General features: G+C 30.6%; 15 protein-coding genes and 1 pseudogene. 15 read left to right on the top strand and 1 reads right to left on the bottom strand.

Annotated elements, in window-relative coordinates; all coding sequences use genetic code 11:
* Positions 1-24: 24 nt before the first annotated feature.
* Complete coding sequence (locus AC0L4B_RS08605) at positions 25-1,035, bottom strand: 3-oxoacyl-ACP synthase III family protein (RefSeq protein ID WP_473436562.1); 1,011 nt, start codon at positions 1,033-1,035, stop codon at positions 25-27.
* Between the two features lie 229 nt (positions 1,036-1,264).
* Between AC0L4B_RS08605 and AC0L4B_RS08600 the strand changes: the two genes are divergently transcribed.
* The 15 genes and pseudogenes from AC0L4B_RS08600 (at position 1,265) to AC0L4B_RS08530 (ending at position 20,529) form a co-directional block, all read left to right on the top strand.
* Positions 1,265-3,673 (top strand): alpha/beta hydrolase family protein, encoded by a 2,409-nt coding sequence (locus AC0L4B_RS08600; RefSeq protein ID WP_473436561.1) that lies wholly within the window; start codon positions 1,265-1,267, stop codon positions 3,671-3,673.
* A gap of 175 nt (positions 3,674-3,848) precedes the next feature.
* Positions 3,849-5,765, top strand: a complete 1,917-nt coding sequence (gene htpG, locus AC0L4B_RS08595) for a molecular chaperone HtpG (RefSeq protein WP_473436560.1) — start codon at positions 3,849-3,851, stop codon at positions 5,763-5,765.
* Between the two features lie 453 nt (positions 5,766-6,218).
* On the top strand, positions 6,219-6,566 hold the full coding sequence (locus tag AC0L4B_RS08590; RefSeq protein ID WP_473436559.1) for a hypothetical protein: 348 nt from the start codon (positions 6,219-6,221) through the stop codon (positions 6,564-6,566).
* Positions 6,567-6,622: 56 nt separating this feature from the next.
* The gene (locus AC0L4B_RS08585; protein WP_473436558.1) at positions 6,623-7,570 is read left to right on the top strand and encodes a tRNA dihydrouridine synthase; all 948 of its coding nucleotides are present in this window, start codon (positions 6,623-6,625) and stop codon (positions 7,568-7,570) included.
* 46 nt (positions 7,571-7,616) lie between these two features.
* A complete protein-coding gene (locus AC0L4B_RS08580; RefSeq protein WP_473436557.1) occupies positions 7,617-8,174 on the top strand; it encodes a hypothetical protein in 558 nt (185 codons plus the stop codon).
* 5 nt (positions 8,175-8,179) lie between these two features.
* Positions 8,180-8,944 (top strand): hypothetical protein, encoded by a 765-nt coding sequence (locus AC0L4B_RS08575; RefSeq protein ID WP_473436556.1) that lies wholly within the window; start codon positions 8,180-8,182, stop codon positions 8,942-8,944.
* Positions 8,945-8,982: 38 nt separating this feature from the next.
* A complete protein-coding gene (locus AC0L4B_RS08570; RefSeq protein WP_473436555.1) occupies positions 8,983-11,187 on the top strand; it encodes a B12-binding domain-containing radical SAM protein in 2,205 nt (734 codons plus the stop codon).
* 49 nt (positions 11,188-11,236) lie between these two features.
* Positions 11,237-13,495: an FUSC family protein gene (locus tag AC0L4B_RS08565; protein ID WP_473436554.1), complete on the top strand. Its 2,259-nt coding sequence runs from the start codon at positions 11,237-11,239 to the stop codon at positions 13,493-13,495.
* 29 nt (positions 13,496-13,524) lie between these two features.
* Positions 13,525-14,088 carry a hypothetical protein gene (locus AC0L4B_RS08560; RefSeq protein ID WP_473436553.1) on the top strand — a complete coding sequence of 188 codons (564 nt, stop codon included), beginning with the start codon at positions 13,525-13,527 and terminating at the stop codon, positions 14,086-14,088.
* 131 nt (positions 14,089-14,219) lie between these two features.
* On the top strand, positions 14,220-14,888 hold the full coding sequence (locus AC0L4B_RS08555; protein WP_473436552.1) for a carboxypeptidase-like regulatory domain-containing protein: 669 nt from the start codon (positions 14,220-14,222) through the stop codon (positions 14,886-14,888).
* Positions 14,889-14,900: 12 nt separating this feature from the next.
* Positions 14,901-15,905, top strand: coding sequence for a transglutaminase domain-containing protein (locus AC0L4B_RS08550; RefSeq protein ID WP_473436551.1), 1,005 nt, complete (start codon positions 14,901-14,903; stop codon positions 15,903-15,905).
* 26 nt (positions 15,906-15,931) lie between these two features.
* Positions 15,932-17,172, top strand: a pseudogene (locus AC0L4B_RS08545) (DEAD/DEAH box helicase).
* 18 nt (positions 17,173-17,190) lie between these two features.
* Complete coding sequence (locus AC0L4B_RS08540) at positions 17,191-17,778, top strand: peptidase associated/transthyretin-like domain-containing protein (protein ID WP_473436550.1); 588 nt, start codon at positions 17,191-17,193, stop codon at positions 17,776-17,778.
* 44 nt (positions 17,779-17,822) lie between these two features.
* Positions 17,823-18,173, top strand: a complete 351-nt coding sequence (locus AC0L4B_RS08535; protein ID WP_473436549.1) for a hypothetical protein — start codon at positions 17,823-17,825, stop codon at positions 18,171-18,173.
* Positions 18,174-18,309: 136 nt separating this feature from the next.
* On the top strand, positions 18,310-20,529 hold the full coding sequence (locus AC0L4B_RS08530) for a RelA/SpoT family protein (RefSeq protein ID WP_473436548.1): 2,220 nt from the start codon (positions 18,310-18,312) through the stop codon (positions 20,527-20,529).
* Positions 20,530-20,583: the final 54 nt, after the last annotated feature.

Here is a 20,583-nt window from a genome sequence, read left to right as displayed (position 1 = left end):
AATATTAATAAGTCTTGTAATTAATTACCATTTAATAATAGCACTTCCCCAAGTAAAACCACTACCAAAAGCAGCCAACACAACATTGTCTCCTTCTTTAATTTTACCTTCTTCCCAAGCTTCCGTTAAAGCAATTGGTATAGATGCAGCTGTTGTATTACCATAACGCATAATGTTATTATACACTTGGTCATCTGTTAATTCAAATTTCTTTTGTATAAATTGTGCTATACGCAAATTAGCTTGATGAGGTATTAGCATATCAATAGCATCTTTACCCATTTTATTTTTAACTAATCCTTCCATAATTACCTCACTAAAACGGACTACTGCATTTTTAAAAACAAATTGACCATTCATATGCGGAAAATAACTTTCGTCATTAGGATCATTATCTGCAATAATATCATTAACCCAACGCTTACCCATTCCTGGTGCAACCAACACTAACTCTTCTGCATGTTCACCTTGACTATGTAAATGTGTAGACAAAATTCCTTTAGTAGTATCTTCTTCCCTTGTTAAAATTGCAGCTCCTGCTCCATCTCCAAAAATTACAGTAACACCACGACCTCTTGTGGTTTTATCTAAACCATGAGAATGTAACTCACTACCAATAACTAATATGTTTTTATACATACCAGTTTTAATAAAATTATCTGCAACAGATAATGCATATACAAAACCAGAACATTGGTTACGTACATCCAAAGCACCAACCGTTTTTATATCTAAAGCATGTTGTACTTGCACACCTGGACCAGGAAAATACATATCAGGACTAAGGGTTGCAAAAATGATAAAATCAATATCGTCCTTATCTATTCCTGCACGTTCAATTGCTTGTTTAGCAGCTTTTACACCCATTGTAGCAGTTGTGTCTCCAGAGCCTTCTTTTACCCAACGTCTTTCTTTAATACCAGTACGTTCTGTAATCCACTCATCATTAGTATCCATCATTTTGGATAAATCTTCATTAGTCACAACGTTGTCAGGCACATACTTACCTAAACCAATAATTTTTGAATTATACATTTAATTATATTTTTATTAGTGCTATTGCCCTTTTTATAACCAAAGCAAATAGTTTCGCAATTTAATGCTTTCAAAAATAATGATTTCACAAATTACACTATTTAATTATGCATGCATAATAACTAACTCTGAATTGACAACGAAATTTGCTAAAAGTTTTAACAAATCTATCATATTTACCAAAATAGATTTTAAGTAACTTGAAAGTTGAAAATCAACCTTATTAAAAATGAAAAAACTACTTCAATTATTTGCTATTTTACTACTTAGTAATAGTTATGCACAACAAAATTTAACGTATCAAAAACCTTCTGAAGAAATTTTAAAACTAGCAGATGCAGATTTAGCTCCTGGTGTACAAATTGACAGCAAAGGAGAAAACATAGTTTTGTTTTATCGTAATCAATATAAATCCATTACAGAATTATCTGAAACCGAATTACGATTAGCAGGATTAAGAATAAATCCTGTAACAAACATAGGAAGCAGAACAACCTATTACACTAATTTAAAAATAAAAAAAACAAAAGACAAAGACGCTAAGCAAGTCTCTGGCTTACCAACTAACCCAAGATTATCAGGTTTTAGATGGTCACCAGACCAAACTATGCTTGCTTGTCTTAATACAACAGATAAAGGTGTTGAAGTTTGGATTTTAGATATTAATAAAGCGTCTGCTAAAAAAATTACAGACGCAAATGTTAATGCTAATATGGGAAGCACATTAAATTGGTTTGAAAACAATCAAAATCTATTGGTAAAAATGTTACCAAGTGACAGAAAACCTTTAATAAATACTTCTACTGCTGTACCATCTGGTCCTACAGTATCTGTAAGTGATGGTGCTAAAGCACAAAACAGAACGTACCAAGATTTATTAAAAACACCTAATGATGAATTTAATTTTGAACAACTTGCACGATCTGAAATTAAAAAAGTATCTATAACAGGTAAAATCGAAACCTTTTTAAGTGCAGATATGTATCGTAATATTAGCTTTTCGCCTGACGGAAATTATATTATGATTACAAAAATCAAAAAACCATTTTCATATTTAGTAACCTATTCTAGATTCCCAAGCGAAAGTAATATTTATGACAATAACGCTAAATTAATTTCTAAAGTAAATGATGTTGCTTTAGACGAAGTTAGACCAAAAGGTTTCATGTCTACTAGAACAGGAAAACGAAACATGACCTGGAGAAGCGACAAACCTTCAACCTTAGTTTGGACTGAAGCTTTAGACAAAGGTGATCCTGCAATTAAAGTAGATTTTAGAGATGCTGTGTACCAAATGCAAGCTCCTTTTAATGCCAATCCAAAACTTCTTATAAAAACCAAACAACGTTTTTCTAATATCACTTGGGGAAATGATAATACTGCTATTGCTTATGACTATTGGTGGAATACAAGAAACACTAAAACGTATATTTTTAATCCATCAGACGCTAATCAAGAGCTTAAAATAATTTCAGATAGAAGCTATCAAGATGTTTATAGCGATCCAGGAAATTTTGTGAGTTCTAAAAACAAATATGGTAATTATACATTAACCATGGATGGTGATAAATTATTTTTAATGGGTGAAGGCTTCTCTAAAGAAGGACAATTTCCTTTTGTAGATCAATATGATACTAAAACCAATACAACCAAACGTTTATACCAATCTAAATACACTGATAAGCTAGAAAGCTTAAACACAGCTTTAGATATGAAAAAGGGAGATATTTTAGTTAGAATAGAATCTAAAACAGAATATCCTAATTACTACATAAGAAATATTTACAAAGACAATGATTTAAAAGCTATTACAGATTTTGAAAATCCTTTTAAAAGTATAGAAAATGTTGAAAAACGTGTTATAAACTACAAACGAGAGGATGGATTAGATCTAGAAGGTACATTATATTTACCACTAGATTATCAAAAAGATAAAAAATACCCAATGATTTTATGGGCTTATCCAAGAGAATTTAAAGATAAATCAAGTGCATCACAAAGTACAGCTAATCCAAACGAATTTGTGTATCCATATTGGGGTTCTCCAATATACTGGGTAACTAAAGGTTATGTTGTTTTAGATGACGCTGCATTCCCAATTGTTGGTGAAGGTACAGAAGAACCAAACGACTCATTTAGAACACAATTAGTAGCCAATGCAAAAGCTGCTATTGATGCAGTTGATAATCTAGGATATATTGACAGAAATAAAGTTGCTGTAGGAGGTCATAGTTATGGTGCATTTATGACAGTTAATTTATTATCACATTCAAATTTATTTGCTGCTGGTATAGCAAGAAGTGGAGCGTATAACAGAACATTAACGCCTTTTGGATTTCAAAGTGAAGAACGTAGCTATTGGGAAGCGCCTCAAATCTATTATAATATGTCACCATTTATGCACGCAGACAAAATGAAGACACCTCTACTGTTAATACATGGTGTTGCAGATAATAATTCAGGAACCTACCCTTTACAAAGTGAGCGCTATTTTAACGCCTTAAAAGGTTTAGGTGCTCCTGTAAGATTGGTTATGCTGCCAAAAGAAAGTCATGGCTACAGAGCCAAAGAATCTATTATGCATATGCTTTGGGAACAAGAACAATGGTTAGACAAACATGTTAAAAACAAAAAATAAGACTCAATAAAGGCAGATTTCTTAAAAACCATTCAGTAAAACGAATGGTTTTTTTATGTCATCTTGTCACAAAAAATGTCAACTTAATCAATTGGCATTTTTGTTGTCTATAACAAAGCAAATAATAAATCTATTTTTCGCTTAAAGCGGAAATTAAAACATAAACAATATTATCATGGCAAAAGGAAATATTAATGTTTCGGTTGAAAACATTTTCCCGTTAATTAAGAAATTTTTATACAGTGATCACGAGATTTTTTTACGTGAGCTAATTAGTAATGGTACAGATGCTACTTTAAAATTAAAGCATTTAACTAGTATTGGAGAATCAAAATCCGAATACGGAAACCCTGTTATTGAGGTTAAAATTGATAAAGAAGGTAAAAAACTTCATATTATTGACCAAGGTTTAGGTATGACTGCAGACGAGGTTGAAAAATACATCAACCAAGTTGCTTTTTCTGGAGCAGAAGAGTTTTTAGATCAATATAAAGACAGTGCAAAAGATTCTGGAATTATCGGACACTTTGGATTAGGTTTTTACTCTGCATTTATGGTTGCAGAAAAGGTAGAAATCATCACCAAATCTCATAAAGAAGGGACTACTGCTGCACATTGGACATGTGATGGATCACCTGAGTTTACTTTAGAAGAAGCAGACAAAACAGATAGAGGTACTGAAATTGTATTACATATTGCAGAAGATTCTTTAGAGTTTTTAGAAGAAGCACGTATTAGCAGCTTATTATATAAGTACAATAAATTTATGCCTATTCCAATTAAATTTGGAACTAAAGAAGTAAACGATCCTGATCACACACCAGCAACAATTACTGATGCTGAAGGTAAAGAAACTACTGAGCCTCAGAAAAAAATCACTGTTGACAACATAATAAACAACCCTACTCCAGCTTGGACAAAACAACCAACGGAATTAGAAGACGAAGACTATAAAGGGTTTTACCGTGAGCTATATCCAGCACAACATGAAGATCCATTATTTCATATTCATTTAAATGTAGACTATCCATTCAACTTAACAGGTATTTTATACTTCCCTAAGATGTCTCAGGATATGGCTATGCAAAAGGATAAAATTCAGTTATACCAAAACCAAGTATACGTAACAGATAACGTAGAAGGTATTGTACCTGAATTTTTAACCATGTTACGTGGTGTTATAGATAGTCCAGATATCCCATTAAACGTATCTCGTAGTTACCTTCAAGCAGATGGTGCAGTTAAAAAAATTAGCTCTTACATTACACGTAAAGTGGCTGATAAACTTAAATCATTATTTAATAATAATCGTGAAGAGTTTGAAGCTAAATGGAATGACATTAAAATTGTTATTGAATACGGTATGTTGTCTGAAGACAAGTTTTTTGACAAAGCAGACGCATTTGCATTATATCCAACCATTGATGGTAAATACTACACTTACGATGAGTTATTTAACGCCATAAAAGCTAAACAGACTGATAAAGACAATAAATTAGTAATACTTTACACTAGTAATCAAGACGAGCAACATAGCTACATTGAAGCTGCTAAAGACAAAGGTTACGAAGTGTTATTATTAGATAGTCCAATTGTTTCGCATTTAATGCAAAAATTAGAATCTACTAAAGAAAACATCACATTTGCTCGTGTAGATGCTGACTCTATTGACAAATTAATTGCAAAAGACGAAACAGTTATATCAAAATTAGACGAAGAGCAAACAAAAGCTTTAGACGAAGTTTTAAAAGCTGCAATCCCTTCAGAAAAATTCATGGTACAATTAGAAGCTATGGATAGCAACGCAACACCATTTATGATTACACAACCAGAATTTATGCGTCGTATGAAAGAGATGCAAGCCTCTGGTGGTGGTGGCGGAATGCAAATGTTTGGTAGCATGCCAGAGATGTACAATCTAGTAGTTAACACAAACTCTGATTTAGTATCAGAAATTTTAAATACTGAAGCTAAAGACAAACAAACAGATTTAATTACTCAAAGTTTAGATTTAGCACGTTTATCTCAAGGTTTATTAAAAGGTAAAGAATTATCAGACTTTGTAAAACGTAGTTACGAGTTACTAAAGTAATTTACAATAAAAATATCGCTTTCGCGGAAATAAAAAACCACCTAGAAATAGGTGGTTTTTTTATTTTACATTCTATTATTTCAACTTAATAAAACACAGAAATTTTTCCCTTTAACTATTAATCACAACCTCAACCAACTAAATATTTAACACACACAAAACGAATAAAAATCTTTCTTTTCAAAAAAAACAACTAACTTGTAACAAGAATAAATTATGTTTTATTGTTTACAATAACCCATAACACACTAATAAGCAAACATTTAAAAACACAAACAGGATTAAACCAATATTACATTAAAACCTTAAAAGTTTTAACTAACAAACTAAATCCCAAACTACTAAAACAAAGATTTTATTAAAAATAAAATCTAAATTACATATGTTATATACAACCAAAACGTCGCTTTTAAAAACATTAACACTGATTTTAATAAACGATACTATATAACCATGAGTATAATAACCATAAACAACACACCCATTGATAAGCGTAAATTATTACACCTTATAGCTAACGGTAAGAAGTTACAATGTATTAAATTGATTAAACAACAATTAAATATAGGCTTAAAAGAATGTAAAGACATTGTAGACAATCTAACCCAAGACCCTAATTACTACGACGGAAAACCGCATTTCATAGAGACTTTAACTTATAATCAAACCTCACAAACAGAACCTTTTAAGCCTAGAAAAGGAGATCATATTATAGACGATACTTCTAAAACAAAAAACTATGTTATTTTAATTTTAATAATTAGTTTAATTACCATGATGATTTTATATATTCAAAAATAAAATTTGTAGTCTCACTTTTTCAATTTAAACTATATTTGCCTTACAAATATTGTTTAATGTCCATTACCTTACTGTCTTCGCCTTTACAAGGCTTCACTGATTTTAGATTTAGAAATGCATTCCATCATTACTTTGGTGGTATTGATACATTTTATGCGCCTTACATTAGGTTAAATGGTAAACTAAAAATCAAAAACTCTTACCAATTAGACTTACAACCTGAAAATAACACGACACTAAATGTTATACCACAAGTCATGACTAATGATCCTGACGAGTTTATGTTTGTTGTTAATTATGTCCAAAGTTTAGGCTATAAAGAACTTAATTGGAACCTAGGTTGTCCCTACCCAATGGTTACCAAATCTGGTATGGGATCTGGATTAATCTGTAATCCTACTAAAATTGATGACGTATTAAAAAAAGCACATAACGAGAGTGATATTACTGTATCCATGAAAATGAGAATGGGTTATGATAATGCAAATGAGATTTTAGAAGCCTTCTCTATTCTAGATAAATATCCACTTAAAAATATTGCTATACATGCCAGAATAGGAAAGCAATTATATAAAGGACCTGTAGATTTAGATGCTTTTGAACGTTGTACAAAAAACACCAAGCATAAATTATATTACAATGGAGATATTACAAGTGTAGCCTCTTTTAAGGCCATGAAAGCACGTTTTCCAAACATTAATCACTTTATGATTGGTCGTGGTCTAATTGCTGATCCTTTTTTACCAAGTATGATTAAAAATAATACAACCGAATATCCTAAAAACCGTTGGGACATTTTTAATCAATTTCATGATACGATTTATCAACAGTATGATGAGTATTTATCTGGTCCAACACCTATTAAAATGAAAATGTTAGGCTTTTGGGAATTTTTCTCTCAGTCATTTTCCAATCCCCAAAAAACTTATAAAGCAATTAAAAAAGCTAGCAATCCAATAAAATACAAACAAGCGGTAGCCACTATTTTAAAAAACGAAAAGTAACGGTTTCATTATTTAAATTATATTTACAAAAACCAACTACCAAATAATGCAAAATAATTACAGATCCAAAGCTTTTAAGGCTTGGCTTGATAAACTACAACAAGAAAGCTGGCAGTTAGAACTTATAATCTCTGGGTTTTCAGTGTATGGATTATCTCAAGCTTTTGAGCCATTAGAACTTTTTTATAGTACAGCTTCTAACGAGGGTAACACCATAATTTCTATTAGTATTGTCTTAATGTTATTTTCGTGTTACATCCTTATGACCTCTCTTTTATTACACGTTGTATTAAGAGGGTTATGGATTGGAGCTTTAGGGTTACGTTATGTATCTGGAGATATAGATTATAAAAAATTAAATTACAGACCTAAATTTGATCGTTATATAAGACGCAAAACTGGGTCTTTTGACAAATACATATCTAAATTAGAAGATTACTGCAGCATACTATTTGCAACTTCATTTTTATTGATTTTTTATATGTTATCTATTTTTATTAGCATAGGTAGTATTGTCGCTATTTCGGTATTAATGATAAAGGACTATCAAAATAGCAACAAATTTATTTTTGTTCTTGGTATAGGTGCTCTTTTTTTGTTTTAATAGGGATGCTATTAACTTTTATAGACTTTGTAACTCAAGGCTATCTTAAAAAAAACAAATGGTTAGCAAAAGTATACTTCCCTTTTTATTGGGTATTTAATTATTTAACACTATCCTTTTTATACAGACCATTAGTCCATAATTTTTTGGATAATAGATTTGGTAAAAGACTCCATTTTTCATTAATTCCATTATACTTTATTGCTGCGACCTTAGCGTCATACCAACATAACAGATCTAATTATTTAAACATTAATGATGACTCTAATCAGTATATAGCTAATATTAATAATTATGACGAAACAATCACAAAAAAAGGTATGTTTATTAAAAATGCCTCAATACCATCTAAAATAATCACTACCAATTACCTTCCAGTTTTTATTGAATATAATGAAGACATTGAAGACGCTATTTTTAATTTTAATAAAACCCTAAAACCACAATATGATAAACGTGGCTTAAAATCTGGCTTAAACTTTAGTTTTAATGAAGTCGTGAAAATTAAAAACATAGATAGCTTAAAAACAGAATATTTAAAAACACTAACAAAAATTTACAGTTTTAAAATAGATAGTGTCGCTTTTTTACAACCTGACTTTATTTACACAAAACACAATAACAACCAAGAAGGGTTTGAAACTGTTTTACCTATAAAAAACATTACTGAAGGTAAACATAGTTTAGAAATTTTTAGAAATGAAAAGCAGGATAGCATAAATACTAAAAATAAGATAGTAACTATCCCGTTTTGGCATTACTCCAAGTAATTTAAAGTACCTTTGCAGCTGTAATAAATATAACATTTGTGAAAGATCTTTTACTAATAACACCACCTTTTACTCAATTAAACACACCTTATCCTGCGACTGCATATTTAAAAGGCTTTTTAAATACTAAAGACATTTCTGCATTTCAAATGGATTTAGGTATTGAGGTTATTCTGGAATTATTCAGTAAAAAGACTTTTGAAAATCTTTTTGATTTAGCCATTAAAAATAAAAGTATTGTCACAGAGAATTGTCATCGTATTTATACTTTAAAAGACGACTATCTTCAACCTTTAGATGCTGTAATTTTATTTTTACAAGGTAAAAATCAAACTTTAGCCAGACAAATTTGTACTACTAATTTTTTACCTCAAGCTTCCAGGTTTGACCAATTAGAAGATATGGATTGGGCATTTGGCGAAATGGGAATGCAAGATAAAGCTAAACACTTAGCAACCTTGTATCTTGAAGATTTATCAGATTTTATTATTGAATGTATCGACCCAAATTTTGGATTTAGTCGTTATGCCGAGCGTCTTGGTCAAAGTGCTAATGCTTTTGATCAACTTTACGATAGTTTACAAAACAAACCTACAGTTATAGATGAGATTACCTTATCTATTCTAAACAAAAGACTAGAAACAGTAAATCCAAAATTGGTTTGTTTTTCGGTTCCCTTTCCAGGGAATTTATACAGTGCTTTTAGATCTGCTCAGTTTATAAAAGCCAATTATCCTGACATAAAAATCGCTATTGGTGGTGGTTTTCCTAATACCGAATTACGTGAAGTATCAGACACACGTGTTTTTGATTTTTTTGATTTTATAACATTAGATGATGGCGAATTACCTGTTGAGTTATTACACAAAGCTGTAAATGCAGCTAATCAAAACAAAGACCTTTATAAACAAGAATACAAACGTACTTTTATTTTAGAAAACGGAATAGTTAGCTATAAAAACAATACAACAAAACCTGATTACAAACAATTACAAGTTGGTACGCCTGACTATTCTGACTTACTTTTAGAAGATTATATTTCGGTTATCGAAATTGCTAATCCAATGCATAGTTTATGGAGTGATGGCAGATGGAACAAGCTAACAATGGCTCATGGTTGTTATTGGGGAAAATGCACCTTCTGTGACATTTCTTTAGATTACATTAAAATTTACGAACCCATTGCTGCTTCACTTTTAGTAGACAGAATGGAACAGTTGATTGCTCAAACTGGTGAAAACGGATTCCATTTTGTGGACGAGGCTGCTCCTCCTGCTTTAATGAAAGCCTTGGCTCTAGAAATTTTAAAAAGACAATTAACCGTTACTTGGTGGACTAACATTAGGTTTGAAAAAAACTTTACTCAAGACTTGTGTTATTTACTAAAAGCCTCAGGTTGCATTGCTGTTTCAGGTGGTTTAGAAGTAGCTTCAGATAGACTTTTAAAATTAATTGATAAAGGAGTCACTGTACAACAAGTGGCACAAGTGACTCGTAATTTTACACAAGCCAATATTATGGTTCACTCCTATTTAATGTATGGCTACCCAACACAAACTGAGCAAGAAACCATAGATAGTCTAGAAATGGTTAGACAATTGTTTCAACTTGGTATTATTCAATCTGGATTTTGGCATCAATTTGCTTTAACAACACATAGTCCAATTGGTAAAAACCCATCAAATTATGGTATTACACCTCATTATAAATCCATTTCTTTTGCTAATAATGATATAGATTTTACAGACAACACAGGTATAGATCATTCGCAATTTAGCTATGGATTAAAAAAATCACTATTCAATTTTATGCATGGTATTGGTTTTGACATGGATTTACAAGACTGGTTTGATTTCACTGTTCCGCAAACCACAATTGCTCCTTTTTATATTGAAGATTGTTTAAATACTGAAACTATTTTAAATACAAAACCTACAGCAAAAATAGTTTGGTTAGGACATTTACCATTAGTTGAAGAGCGCACTAAGACAAAAAAAGGATTTACCAATTACTTATTAGACTTAACGTTTCATGATAAAACGGAAACGCTTCAATTAACATTAAATAAGCCTGAAGGTGAATGGTTACTAAATACCTTAGAGCTTTTAAAACCGTCAAGCGGAAAAACACTTTCGTTTTCGACATTAAAAAAAGACTTTGAAACTAATTTAGAAAATTTTGAATTATTTTGGTTCTCTAAACCCTTACAAAAACTGAGAGATTTTGGTTTACTAATACTTTAAGTAAAGTTTATAATTTTAAATAACAGCATTAACTTACCTTTGTCTGACTATGCAAACTAAGTTGAAAAAACATCTTAAAACTACAGAGCTTTTCTTTAAAGGTTCTAGCTTTTATAGAGGTGTTGTTTTAACCATAGCGATTGTTTTACCTCTAGTTATTTTAAATCTTTTAGACCTTTTTGCTTTTGCACCTGCAATAGCTTTAGGTACTTTTTTAAATGCACCAAGTGACGTACCTGGTAGTTTAAGACGTAAAATTAATGGGACATTAATTAGTGTAGCATTAACTGTTATTGTCACCTTTTTAGTATTATTAACCAAACCAATTTTTATTGTATTAGTACTTACTATTGCTATGTTAAGCTTTTTAATAAGTTTAATATCTGTGTATGGTTTTAGGGCTTCATTAATTTCATTTTCAGGTTTATTAGCCATAGTATTAGCTTTAGCTGTAAGCAAACCAGATTTAAAGTCTATTATTATACATGTTGGGTTTTTAGGTATTGGAGGGTTTTGGTATTTATTAGTGTCATTATTATCCTATTGGATTTTCCCGAAAAAAGATGATGACCAATTACTATCAGACACCTTAGCTTTAACAGGTCAATATTTAAAAATTAGAGCTAAACTTTTAACCAAACCTAACAAGCGTGAAAAGTTTTCAAAAAAAGCATTAATAATTCAAACTCAAATTAGTGAAAAACATGAAACGTTAAGAGAGCTACTTTTAGAAGGCAGAAAACGTTCTGGTCGTTCGTTTTCAAACGAAAGACGCTTGCTAATCTTTATTTCGTTAATCGATATTTTTGAATTGGCTTTAGCTAACACCATAGATTATTCTAAAATAGACTCCCTTTTTGGTTTAAAAAAACAACATCTAAATCCTTTTAAAAAACTTAATAAAGCACTAGGAAATCACTTAATAAATCTATCTGAATTATTAATTAAAAAAGGTGAACTTCCCAACATTAAACATATTAACATAATCACCGATAATACTGAAAAAGCTATTGAAGCTTACGTCTCTGAAATCTCATTACCACAGGCAAGAGATGGAGCCATTACCATGCGTAATTTACAGGATTATCAAAAACAATTATTTCAGGAAGTTAAAGCTATAAGACGCGTATTAACTAAAGTAAAAAATAATGCAAAAGCCTCTTTAGTAGTTCAAGAGTCAAAACAATTTTTAACTTCTCAAGATTATAGATTTAACATTCTGCTACAGCATTTTAGCTTAGAGTCTCCAATGTTAAGGCACGCTTTAAGACTAACAATAGCTATAGCTTTTGGGTTTGTTTTAGGTAGTCTTTTAGACCTAAAAAATGCCTATTGGATTATTTTAACCATAATAGTTATTATGCGTCCTAATTATGGCTTGACTAAAGAACGCTCTAAAAACCGAATTATAGGTACCATAATTGGAGCCATTATAGCAACAGTTATAATTTTAATTACCAAAAACATTACGATTTATATGGTTTTAGCTGTATTGTCATTAACTTTTGCATTTTCGTTAATACAACAAAGCTATAAAATTGGTGCAGCATTTATCACGTTACATATTGTATTTGTATATGCTTTGATAGAGCCTAATGCTTTTGCTGTCATTCAGTTTAGAGTAATTGACACTGCTATTGGTGCGACAATTGCTGTATTGGCAAATTATTTAATTTTACCCAGTTGGGAGTACAAAAACCTAGATTCGGTTATATTAAATGTTATAACTGCAAATAGCAATTATTTAAGCGCTACAAAAAACTTATATCACGATAAAGAAGCTAACACATTAAAATATAAAGTATCCAGAAAAGAAGCATTTATAGCCATGAGTAATCTTAATGCTGCTTTTCAAAGACTGACTCAAGATCCTAAATCTAAGCAAAAGCAATCGGTTTTAATATATGATATTGTAACACTAAATCACACTATATTATCTGCAACAGCTTCTATTGGACGCTATATTTTAAACCATAAAACAACTCCTGCTTCAGAAGAATTTGATACTATCATAAAAGACATAACTACAACTTTAAATCAATCGGCAAAAACGTTAGACAGTAATAAGCAAATTGTTGTTTCAGAAGAAAAAGAAATTCAAAAAGCCCATCAAACACTTCAAAAACATTATGCAAAATTGTCCGACAAGCGTGACAATCAAATTAAAGCTGGTCAAACATTAATTGATACAAAAACATTGCTAAATCTTCAAGAAGCACACTTAATTAGCAATCAATTATTATGGCTAAAAACATTGTCAACTAATTTAACCAAAGTAACTACAAAATATCATTCGGTTTTTAATTAACTTGCTGGTTAAATTCATTTTATAAAAAATTGAAAGTCACTTTTAACGATCAAAAACAATTTGTACTACAAGCCATAAAACCACATTTGGGTTTACTTGGTATTTGGTTAATTTTTATTGTTTTTGGCAGTTTTTTCATCTATTTAGGTAATCATATTGACCAAAATGGTATTGGTTTTGTAATTTTCGGTTATGCCTTTATAGTACTAGCTTCAGCTTTTATGCTCTTTACTTTGCCTTCAAGTGTAATGTATTATTACGAAAAAGCTAAAGTAAAAAAATATGGCAGCTATACTTTTGCAAAGATTACTAACAAACGAATTGATGACTATTCGCAAACTAACAGCTCCACTTTTGACTCTTCAAAATCTAAAATTATAAAAGAATTTTTATATGTTATAGAATTTGAATTTAACTACAACAACACAACTTATACAAATGAATGTTTCTTTGAGCATGAAACTACATTTGAAGCAATTACACTTACGACAGAATTACCTATTCAATTTTTGAAAATCAATCCTAAAAAGGTTACTTTAAGACGTCGAAAACTTTCAAACCAATTGAATATTCCCGAAAAGTTGTGTCAATAACCTACCTTTAAAAAAAGCTATACTTATCCAAAAGGGCTGTTTACTTATTAAAAAGTACTGTTGACTCATTGTCGATTTTATACCATTACTAAGTTATATAAGTTTGAAGTGTAACTTAAAAACGGTATATCATGAAAAATCAAATTAACTTAAATATTAAAACACCTTGTCAAGAAAAATTTAACAACTTCACTCCTACAACAAATGGAGGGTTTTGTAATTCTTGTACTAAAGAAGTAGTGGATTTCACAAATTGGACACCAAACCAAATTGCTTTATTTTTTCAAAATAAAAACAATTCAAATACCTGTGGTCAATTTAAAAACACCCAATTAACAAGCTATTCAAAACCTATTAAACAAAATAAAAAACTAAATTTAGTTAGCAGTATTGGATTAGCATGCCTAACCTTTTTCTCCTTTTTTACAGCTCAAGCTCAAGACAGTAATAACATCACAAAAAGCACATCAAAAACCATAAAACAATTAAACCAACCCATATTAATTAAAGGGACTGTTTTAGATGACGACGGTTTACCATTACCACTTACAAATATTGTTTTAGAAGGAACAAACATTGGGACTCAGACTGATTTTGAAGGTAACTTCACATTTCCTAATAAACTAAATAAAGGATCTGTATTAGTTTTTAGCTATGTTGGTTATGAAGCAAAGAAAATAACAGTAACAGATCCTGACAATAAAAAAACAGTTAATCTTGACGTAACATTAAACAATGACCATTATATTTTAATGGGTAAAGTAGCTGTAAAAGAAGTATTTCAATCAAAACGCAAATAATTTTCTATACTTATGAAAAACCTCCTATTAATAGGTTGCTTTGTTGGCGTACAAATATTATCTGCTCAAGTTTCTGATTTTAAAACAATAAATTTTACAAGAGCAGATAATATTGCCCAATTAAATAAAGGCGCAAAATTGGACAACCTACCTATCCTAGCTTATAATTTAACCCATAAACTAAATACTGATGCCGAAAAATTTAGAGCAATTTACTCATGGGTTTGTAACAATATAAAAGGGGATTTAAATCAAGATCAAAAGGTTAGCAAATACCGTAAAAAATACAATAATGACAGTTTAACTTTCAAAACATGGAATGACAAGTATAAAACCATTGCTTTTAAAACACTATTTAAACGTAAAAAAACCATGTGTTCTGGTTATGCCTATTTAATAAATCAATTGTGTTTTTTAGCCAATATAGAAAGTAAAATAATTAATGGTTATGGTAGATCAGCCAATGCAAACACTGATACTTTACAGATTGCAAATCATGCATGGAATGCAGTAAAACTTAACAATAAATGGTATTTATGTGATGCAACTTGGTCCAGCGGATATTTTGTAAACGACATATTTATAAACGATTATAATTTAGGTTATTTTTTAACAGACCCTAAATTATTTAAACAAAATCATTATCCGTTAAACACAGAATGGTTGTTGGACAATAACTCAAACAACAACATGTTTGTTGCTTCTCCAATAGTGTATGGAGCCACATTTAAACATCAAATTTTAACAACTAGTCCTTCCAACTTATACACCAATGTTAAGAAAAACAAACCAATATCATTTAGTTTTGATACCTTAAAAACTATCAAAAAAGATCAGATTAGTCTAGTCTATTTTTCAGGCGAAAACTTAAAATCACTAAAAATATTTGATCTAAATATCCAAGGACAATCCATAACTTTTAAGCATCTTTTTAAAACCGAAGGTTGGCATGACGTACATTTAAAAATCAATAATGATATTGTAGCAACATACACAATACAAGTTATGACTGAATAAACTACCTTTGTAGTAAATTATAACTTATGTCATTTAAAGACTTACAATTAAATAGGCCAATATTACGCGCAATTGCCGAAAAAGGTTACGATAATCCAACACTAGTACAAGAAAAAGCAATCCCTTTGGTTCTTGATAAAAAAGACGTAATTGTATCTGCTCAAACAGGTACAGGTAAAACCGCTGCGTTTGCATTACCTATTTTACAACTGTTATTTGACAGACAAGAAGGTCCTAAAAAAGGAAAAAAATAAAAGCTTTAGTAGTAAGTCCTACTAGAGAATTAGCGATACAAATTGCCGAAAATTTTACCAGCTATGCAACTCATACCAATTTAACAAGTACTGTTATTTTTGGTGGAGCATCCATTGAGCCTCAAATTGAAAAACTTAAAAATGGTGTTGATATATTAATAGCAACTCCTGGTCGTTTGCTAGATTTACATAAACAAGATCAAATTAATCTAGATTATATAGAAACCCTTGTTCTTGATGAGGCAGACTTAATGTTAGACATGGGTTTTATAGATGATGTCAAAAAAATCGAACGCTTATGTCCAAGCACAAAACAAACCTTATTATTCTCGGCAACAATACCTTATAAAGTAGAGCAATTAGCAAGCTCCATTTTAAACCAACCTAAACGTATTGAGGTTGCTCAGAATAGTTCTACTTCAAAAAATGTAAACCAATTATTATATTTTGTTCCTAAAAAGGATAAAATCGAATTATGTTTACACCTACTTCGTAATACCATAAAGGGTCATATTATTATTTTTAGACGCACAAAATATGGTGTAGACAAACTTGAAAAAACATTACTAAAAAACGGTTATAAAGCAGATAGTATTCATGGTGACAAAAGCCAAACTGCTAGACAAGAAGCTTTAAATAAATTTAAGAAAAAAGAAGTCAATATTTTAGTCGCTACAGATGTAGCAGCTCGTGGAATTGATATCGATAATTTAGATGCTGTTGTAAACTTTGATCTACCAAATGTGCCAGAGACTTATGTACACAGAATTGGACGTACTGCTCGTGCTGGACAATCTGGTATGGCTTATTCACTTTGTAGTGCTGACGAGAAAAGTTACGTTATAGACATTCAAAAACTAATACATTTGCAATTAGATGTTATGGATGATCATCCTTATCCATTAGATCCAAAAGCAAAACCTATTGTTCATAAATCTAAAAAAACAGGAAGTAAACATAAAAAGGGACGTAAAAGCGAAGCCTCTAAAAAGAAGAAAAAGCGTTGGTATTAATTTTGCTATATTAGTAGTATGAAATTAAAATACTTAATTACATTACTTTCCGTAGTTTACTATACTAACAGTCATAGTCAAACCACCATTTTAGACAGTATTTCTAAAAAAGGTGTTTCATTTGCAACCATATCTTTTGGTAATGGTAACGGATTGTTTGCTGCAGATGATGGTTCATTCTATTTTACTAAAAAATTATATTCAGATATTGATTCGCTTTTCATTTCTGCATTAGGATATAAAGACACTAAACTAGCAGCTTCAACATTAAAAGACACACTGTATTTAACACCTCAACCTAACGTTTTAGACGAAGTAATTGTTACTGCAAAACCTACAGGAAAATTTAAAGAAGTCACTTTAAAACCAACAGATCATAATGATTATTATAAATGTTGGCTACCTACTATAGAAAGTGAAATAGCTGTGTTTTTTCCTAATACAGATGCTAAGCCTAAACACTTAACTAAAGTTTTAATTCCGATTAAAACAGAAGCTAAAGACTGGAAAAAAGAAGCAAAAGTAAACAAGCAAAACGACCGTTTTCTACTTTATTTAGAGTTCAGTTTTACGACAATAACAACGGTTTACCTGGTGACGTTTTAACTTATGAAAAAGTAGTTTTTATCGCGACTGAAAACACAAAACCTGTGTTTGAGTTTGACGTTTCTGGTTTTGATATTTTTGTACCTAAAGAAGGTATTTATGTTTCAGTACAAGTATTGGGTTTTACAGATAAAAACGGAAAATTATTACCCAATAAAAAATACAAAGAAATCAAAACAAGACGTGGTATTGTAAAAGTATCCACAACATTTAGACCTTTATTACCCTTTACAGATCAAATAAATCAAAAAAACACTTTTGTAAAACGCGTATTTCATAATAATGGACAATGGGTTTTATTTGACAAGCAAAACATTACCAATTCCAACCTCTTAAATGCTGGTTTAAATAACTACGGAATGGGTTTAAAAATGGCAGTTTATAAAGAACAATAATTTTTAGCTAACACTTTATCTTACAAAAAAAGCACCTTATTCAGTTTTAATCAAAATTAGCATTTTGAGTGTTGTCTATTCATAATTTTATAGTATTTTTAGTACGCAATCTAATATAAATGAAGGAGAGCATTATATGATAGAAATTGATATTGAAAAAGAAAATGCTGAAATAGCAAAAGCCTACAAACATCTACTAAAAGTTAGTTATCGTACTTTGTCTGACGATGACAAAAAACTAATTAGAAAAGCGTTTGATGTTGCTGTTGAAGCGCATAGTCATCAACGCAGAAAAAGTGGAGAAGCCTATATTTTTCACCCAATTGCAGTGGCTAAAATTGTAGCAGAACAAATCGGATTAGATGCAACTTCAATTGCAGCTGCATTGCTTCATGATGTAGTAGAAGACAATGAAGAGTATTCAATTAAAGATATCGAAGACTTATTTGGTACAACCGTAGCTAAAATCGTAGACGGTTTAACAAAAATTTCATCTCTAAGCAAAGAAAAAGACATGGATGTGTCTTTGCAAGCTGAAAACTTCAGAAAAATGCTATTAACTTTAAATGATGACGTTAGAGTTATTATTATAAAAATAGCAGACCGTTTGCATAATATGCAAACAATGGACAGCATGCGTCCTGATAAACAAGAAAAAATTGCTTCAGAAACATTATACATTTATGCGCCATTAGCACACAGGATTGGACTATATAATATTAAAACCGAACTTGAAGACCTTGGTTTAAAATATACAGAACCTGACACTTACAACGATATTCTTAACAAAATAAAAGAAAGCAAAGAGCAGCAAGATGCGTATATAGACGAGTTTAATGAAGTTATCAAAACCTCTTTAGATAAAGAAGGTTTAAATTATAGCATCAAAGGAAGACCAAAATCTATTTTTTCGATAAAACGAAAAATGGCCAAACAAGGTGTTACTTTTGATGAAGTTTACGACAAGTTTGCTGTTAGAATTATTTACAAAAGTGACCGAAACAACGAAAAGTTTTTAGCTTGGAAAATATACTCCATAGTAACGGATCATTTTAGACCTAACCCTACCCGATTACGTGATTGGATATCATCACCAAAATCTACAGGTTATGAAGCCTTACACATTACTGTTATGGGTCCAAAAGGACGCTGGGTAGAAGTACAAGTACGTAGTGAGCGCATGAATGAAATTGCAGAAAAAGGCTATGCTGCACACTACAAATACAAAAATGCAGATGATAAAGAAGATAATCTTGACATTTGGATTAATCGTTTACAAGAAGCTTTAGAAAATGCATCTACTAATGCTGTAGATTTTGTAGAGCAGTTTAAACTAAATTTATATTCAAAAGAAATTTTTGTTTTCACACCTAAAGGAGAACTAAAATCTTTACCAAAAGGAGCCACACCTTTAGACTTTGCTTTTAATATTCATACGGAAGTTGGCCGTAAAACTAGAGGAGCCAAAGTAAACGGAAAATTGGTTCCGTTAAGCCATACTTTAAAAAGTGGAGATCAAGTTGACATCATAACATCAGAGAGTGCAAAACCAAATCCAAACTGGTTAGATTATGCAACAACAGCTAGAGCAAGAGGTAAAATAAAATCCCTATTAAGAGAAGAAACTAAAGCAATTGCAGCAGATGGCAAAGAGATTTTAAGGCGAAAGTTAAAGCAACTAAAAATTACTTTAAACGAAAAAGCGGTAAATGAAATGGTCAGCCATTTTAATTTAAAAACTAGCTTAGATTTATTTTATCGTGTCGGTACAGGAAACATTGACAATACCATGTTAAAAGAATATGCAGCTTCAAGAAGCAATGCATTAGTCAGTTTTCTGAAAAGTAAAATAAACCGAAGACCAGGTACAAATCCTGATGATATTAATAAAGACGAAATCACTAACAAATATGATTTATTAGTATTTGGTAAAGAAGAAGAAAAACTAGATTATAAATTAGCAAATTGCTGTAATCCAATACCTGGAGACTCTGTTTTTGGATTTATAACTATCAATGACGGAATTAAAGTTCATAAAAAAAACTGTCCAAATGCTTTAAGTTTACAATCCAATTACGCATATCGTATTATGCAAGCCAAATGGATTGATTCGTCTCAACAAGAATTTGCTGCACAAATCAGATTATCTGGAATTGATAATTTAGGATTGGTTAACGACATCACTAAAGTTATATCGTCAAACATGCATGTTAACATGAATAGTTTAAGTTTTCAAAGTGACGATGGTGTTTTTAAAGGTAAAATCAATGTTATTGTTCGCAATAAAACTATGCTTAAAAAGTTAATCGATAATCTTAAAAAGATTAACGGAATTGATAAGGTTAGTAGGATTTAAAACCAAGTTGTTAATAAGTGTCTAATAACACATTAGTCAAATTACCTTTTTTAT

It is taken from the genome of Olleya sp. NP1-10, assembly GCF_055804415.1.
The sequence above is the reverse complement of the archived record's forward strand: the minus strand, read 5'-3'. Positions and strand labels throughout refer to the sequence as shown.

Bases quoted from the DNA above. Each gene is read 5' to 3' on its own strand.
- AC0L4B_RS08565 (WP_473436554.1), top strand. From the start codon at position 11,237: ATGCAAACTAAGTTGAAAAAACATCTTAAAACTACAGAGCTTTTCTTT.
- AC0L4B_RS08555 (WP_473436552.1), top strand. From the start codon at position 14,220: ATGAAAAATCAAATTAACTTAAATATTAAAACACCTTGTCAAGAAAAA.
- AC0L4B_RS08590 (WP_473436559.1), top strand. From the start codon at position 6,219: ATGAGTATAATAACCATAAACAACACACCCATTGATAAGCGTAAATTA.
- AC0L4B_RS08540 (WP_473436550.1), top strand. From the start codon at position 17,191: ATGAAATTAAAATACTTAATTACATTACTTTCCGTAGTTTACTATACT.
- htpG (WP_473436560.1), top strand. From the start codon at position 3,849: ATGGCAAAAGGAAATATTAATGTTTCGGTTGAAAACATTTTCCCGTTA.
- AC0L4B_RS08600 (WP_473436561.1), top strand. From the start codon at position 1,265: ATGAAAAAACTACTTCAATTATTTGCTATTTTACTACTTAGTAATAGT.
- AC0L4B_RS08585 (WP_473436558.1), top strand. From the start codon at position 6,623: ATGTCCATTACCTTACTGTCTTCGCCTTTACAAGGCTTCACTGATTTT.
- AC0L4B_RS08605 (WP_473436562.1), bottom strand. From the start codon at position 1,035: ATGTATAATTCAAAAATTATTGGTTTAGGTAAGTATGTGCCTGACAAC.
- AC0L4B_RS08530 (WP_473436548.1), top strand. From the start codon at position 18,310: ATGATAGAAATTGATATTGAAAAAGAAAATGCTGAAATAGCAAAAGCC.
- AC0L4B_RS08550 (WP_473436551.1), top strand. From the start codon at position 14,901: ATGAAAAACCTCCTATTAATAGGTTGCTTTGTTGGCGTACAAATATTA.
- AC0L4B_RS08580 (WP_473436557.1), top strand. From the start codon at position 7,617: ATGCAAAATAATTACAGATCCAAAGCTTTTAAGGCTTGGCTTGATAAA.
- AC0L4B_RS08575 (WP_473436556.1), top strand. From the start codon at position 8,180: ATGCTATTAACTTTTATAGACTTTGTAACTCAAGGCTATCTTAAAAAA.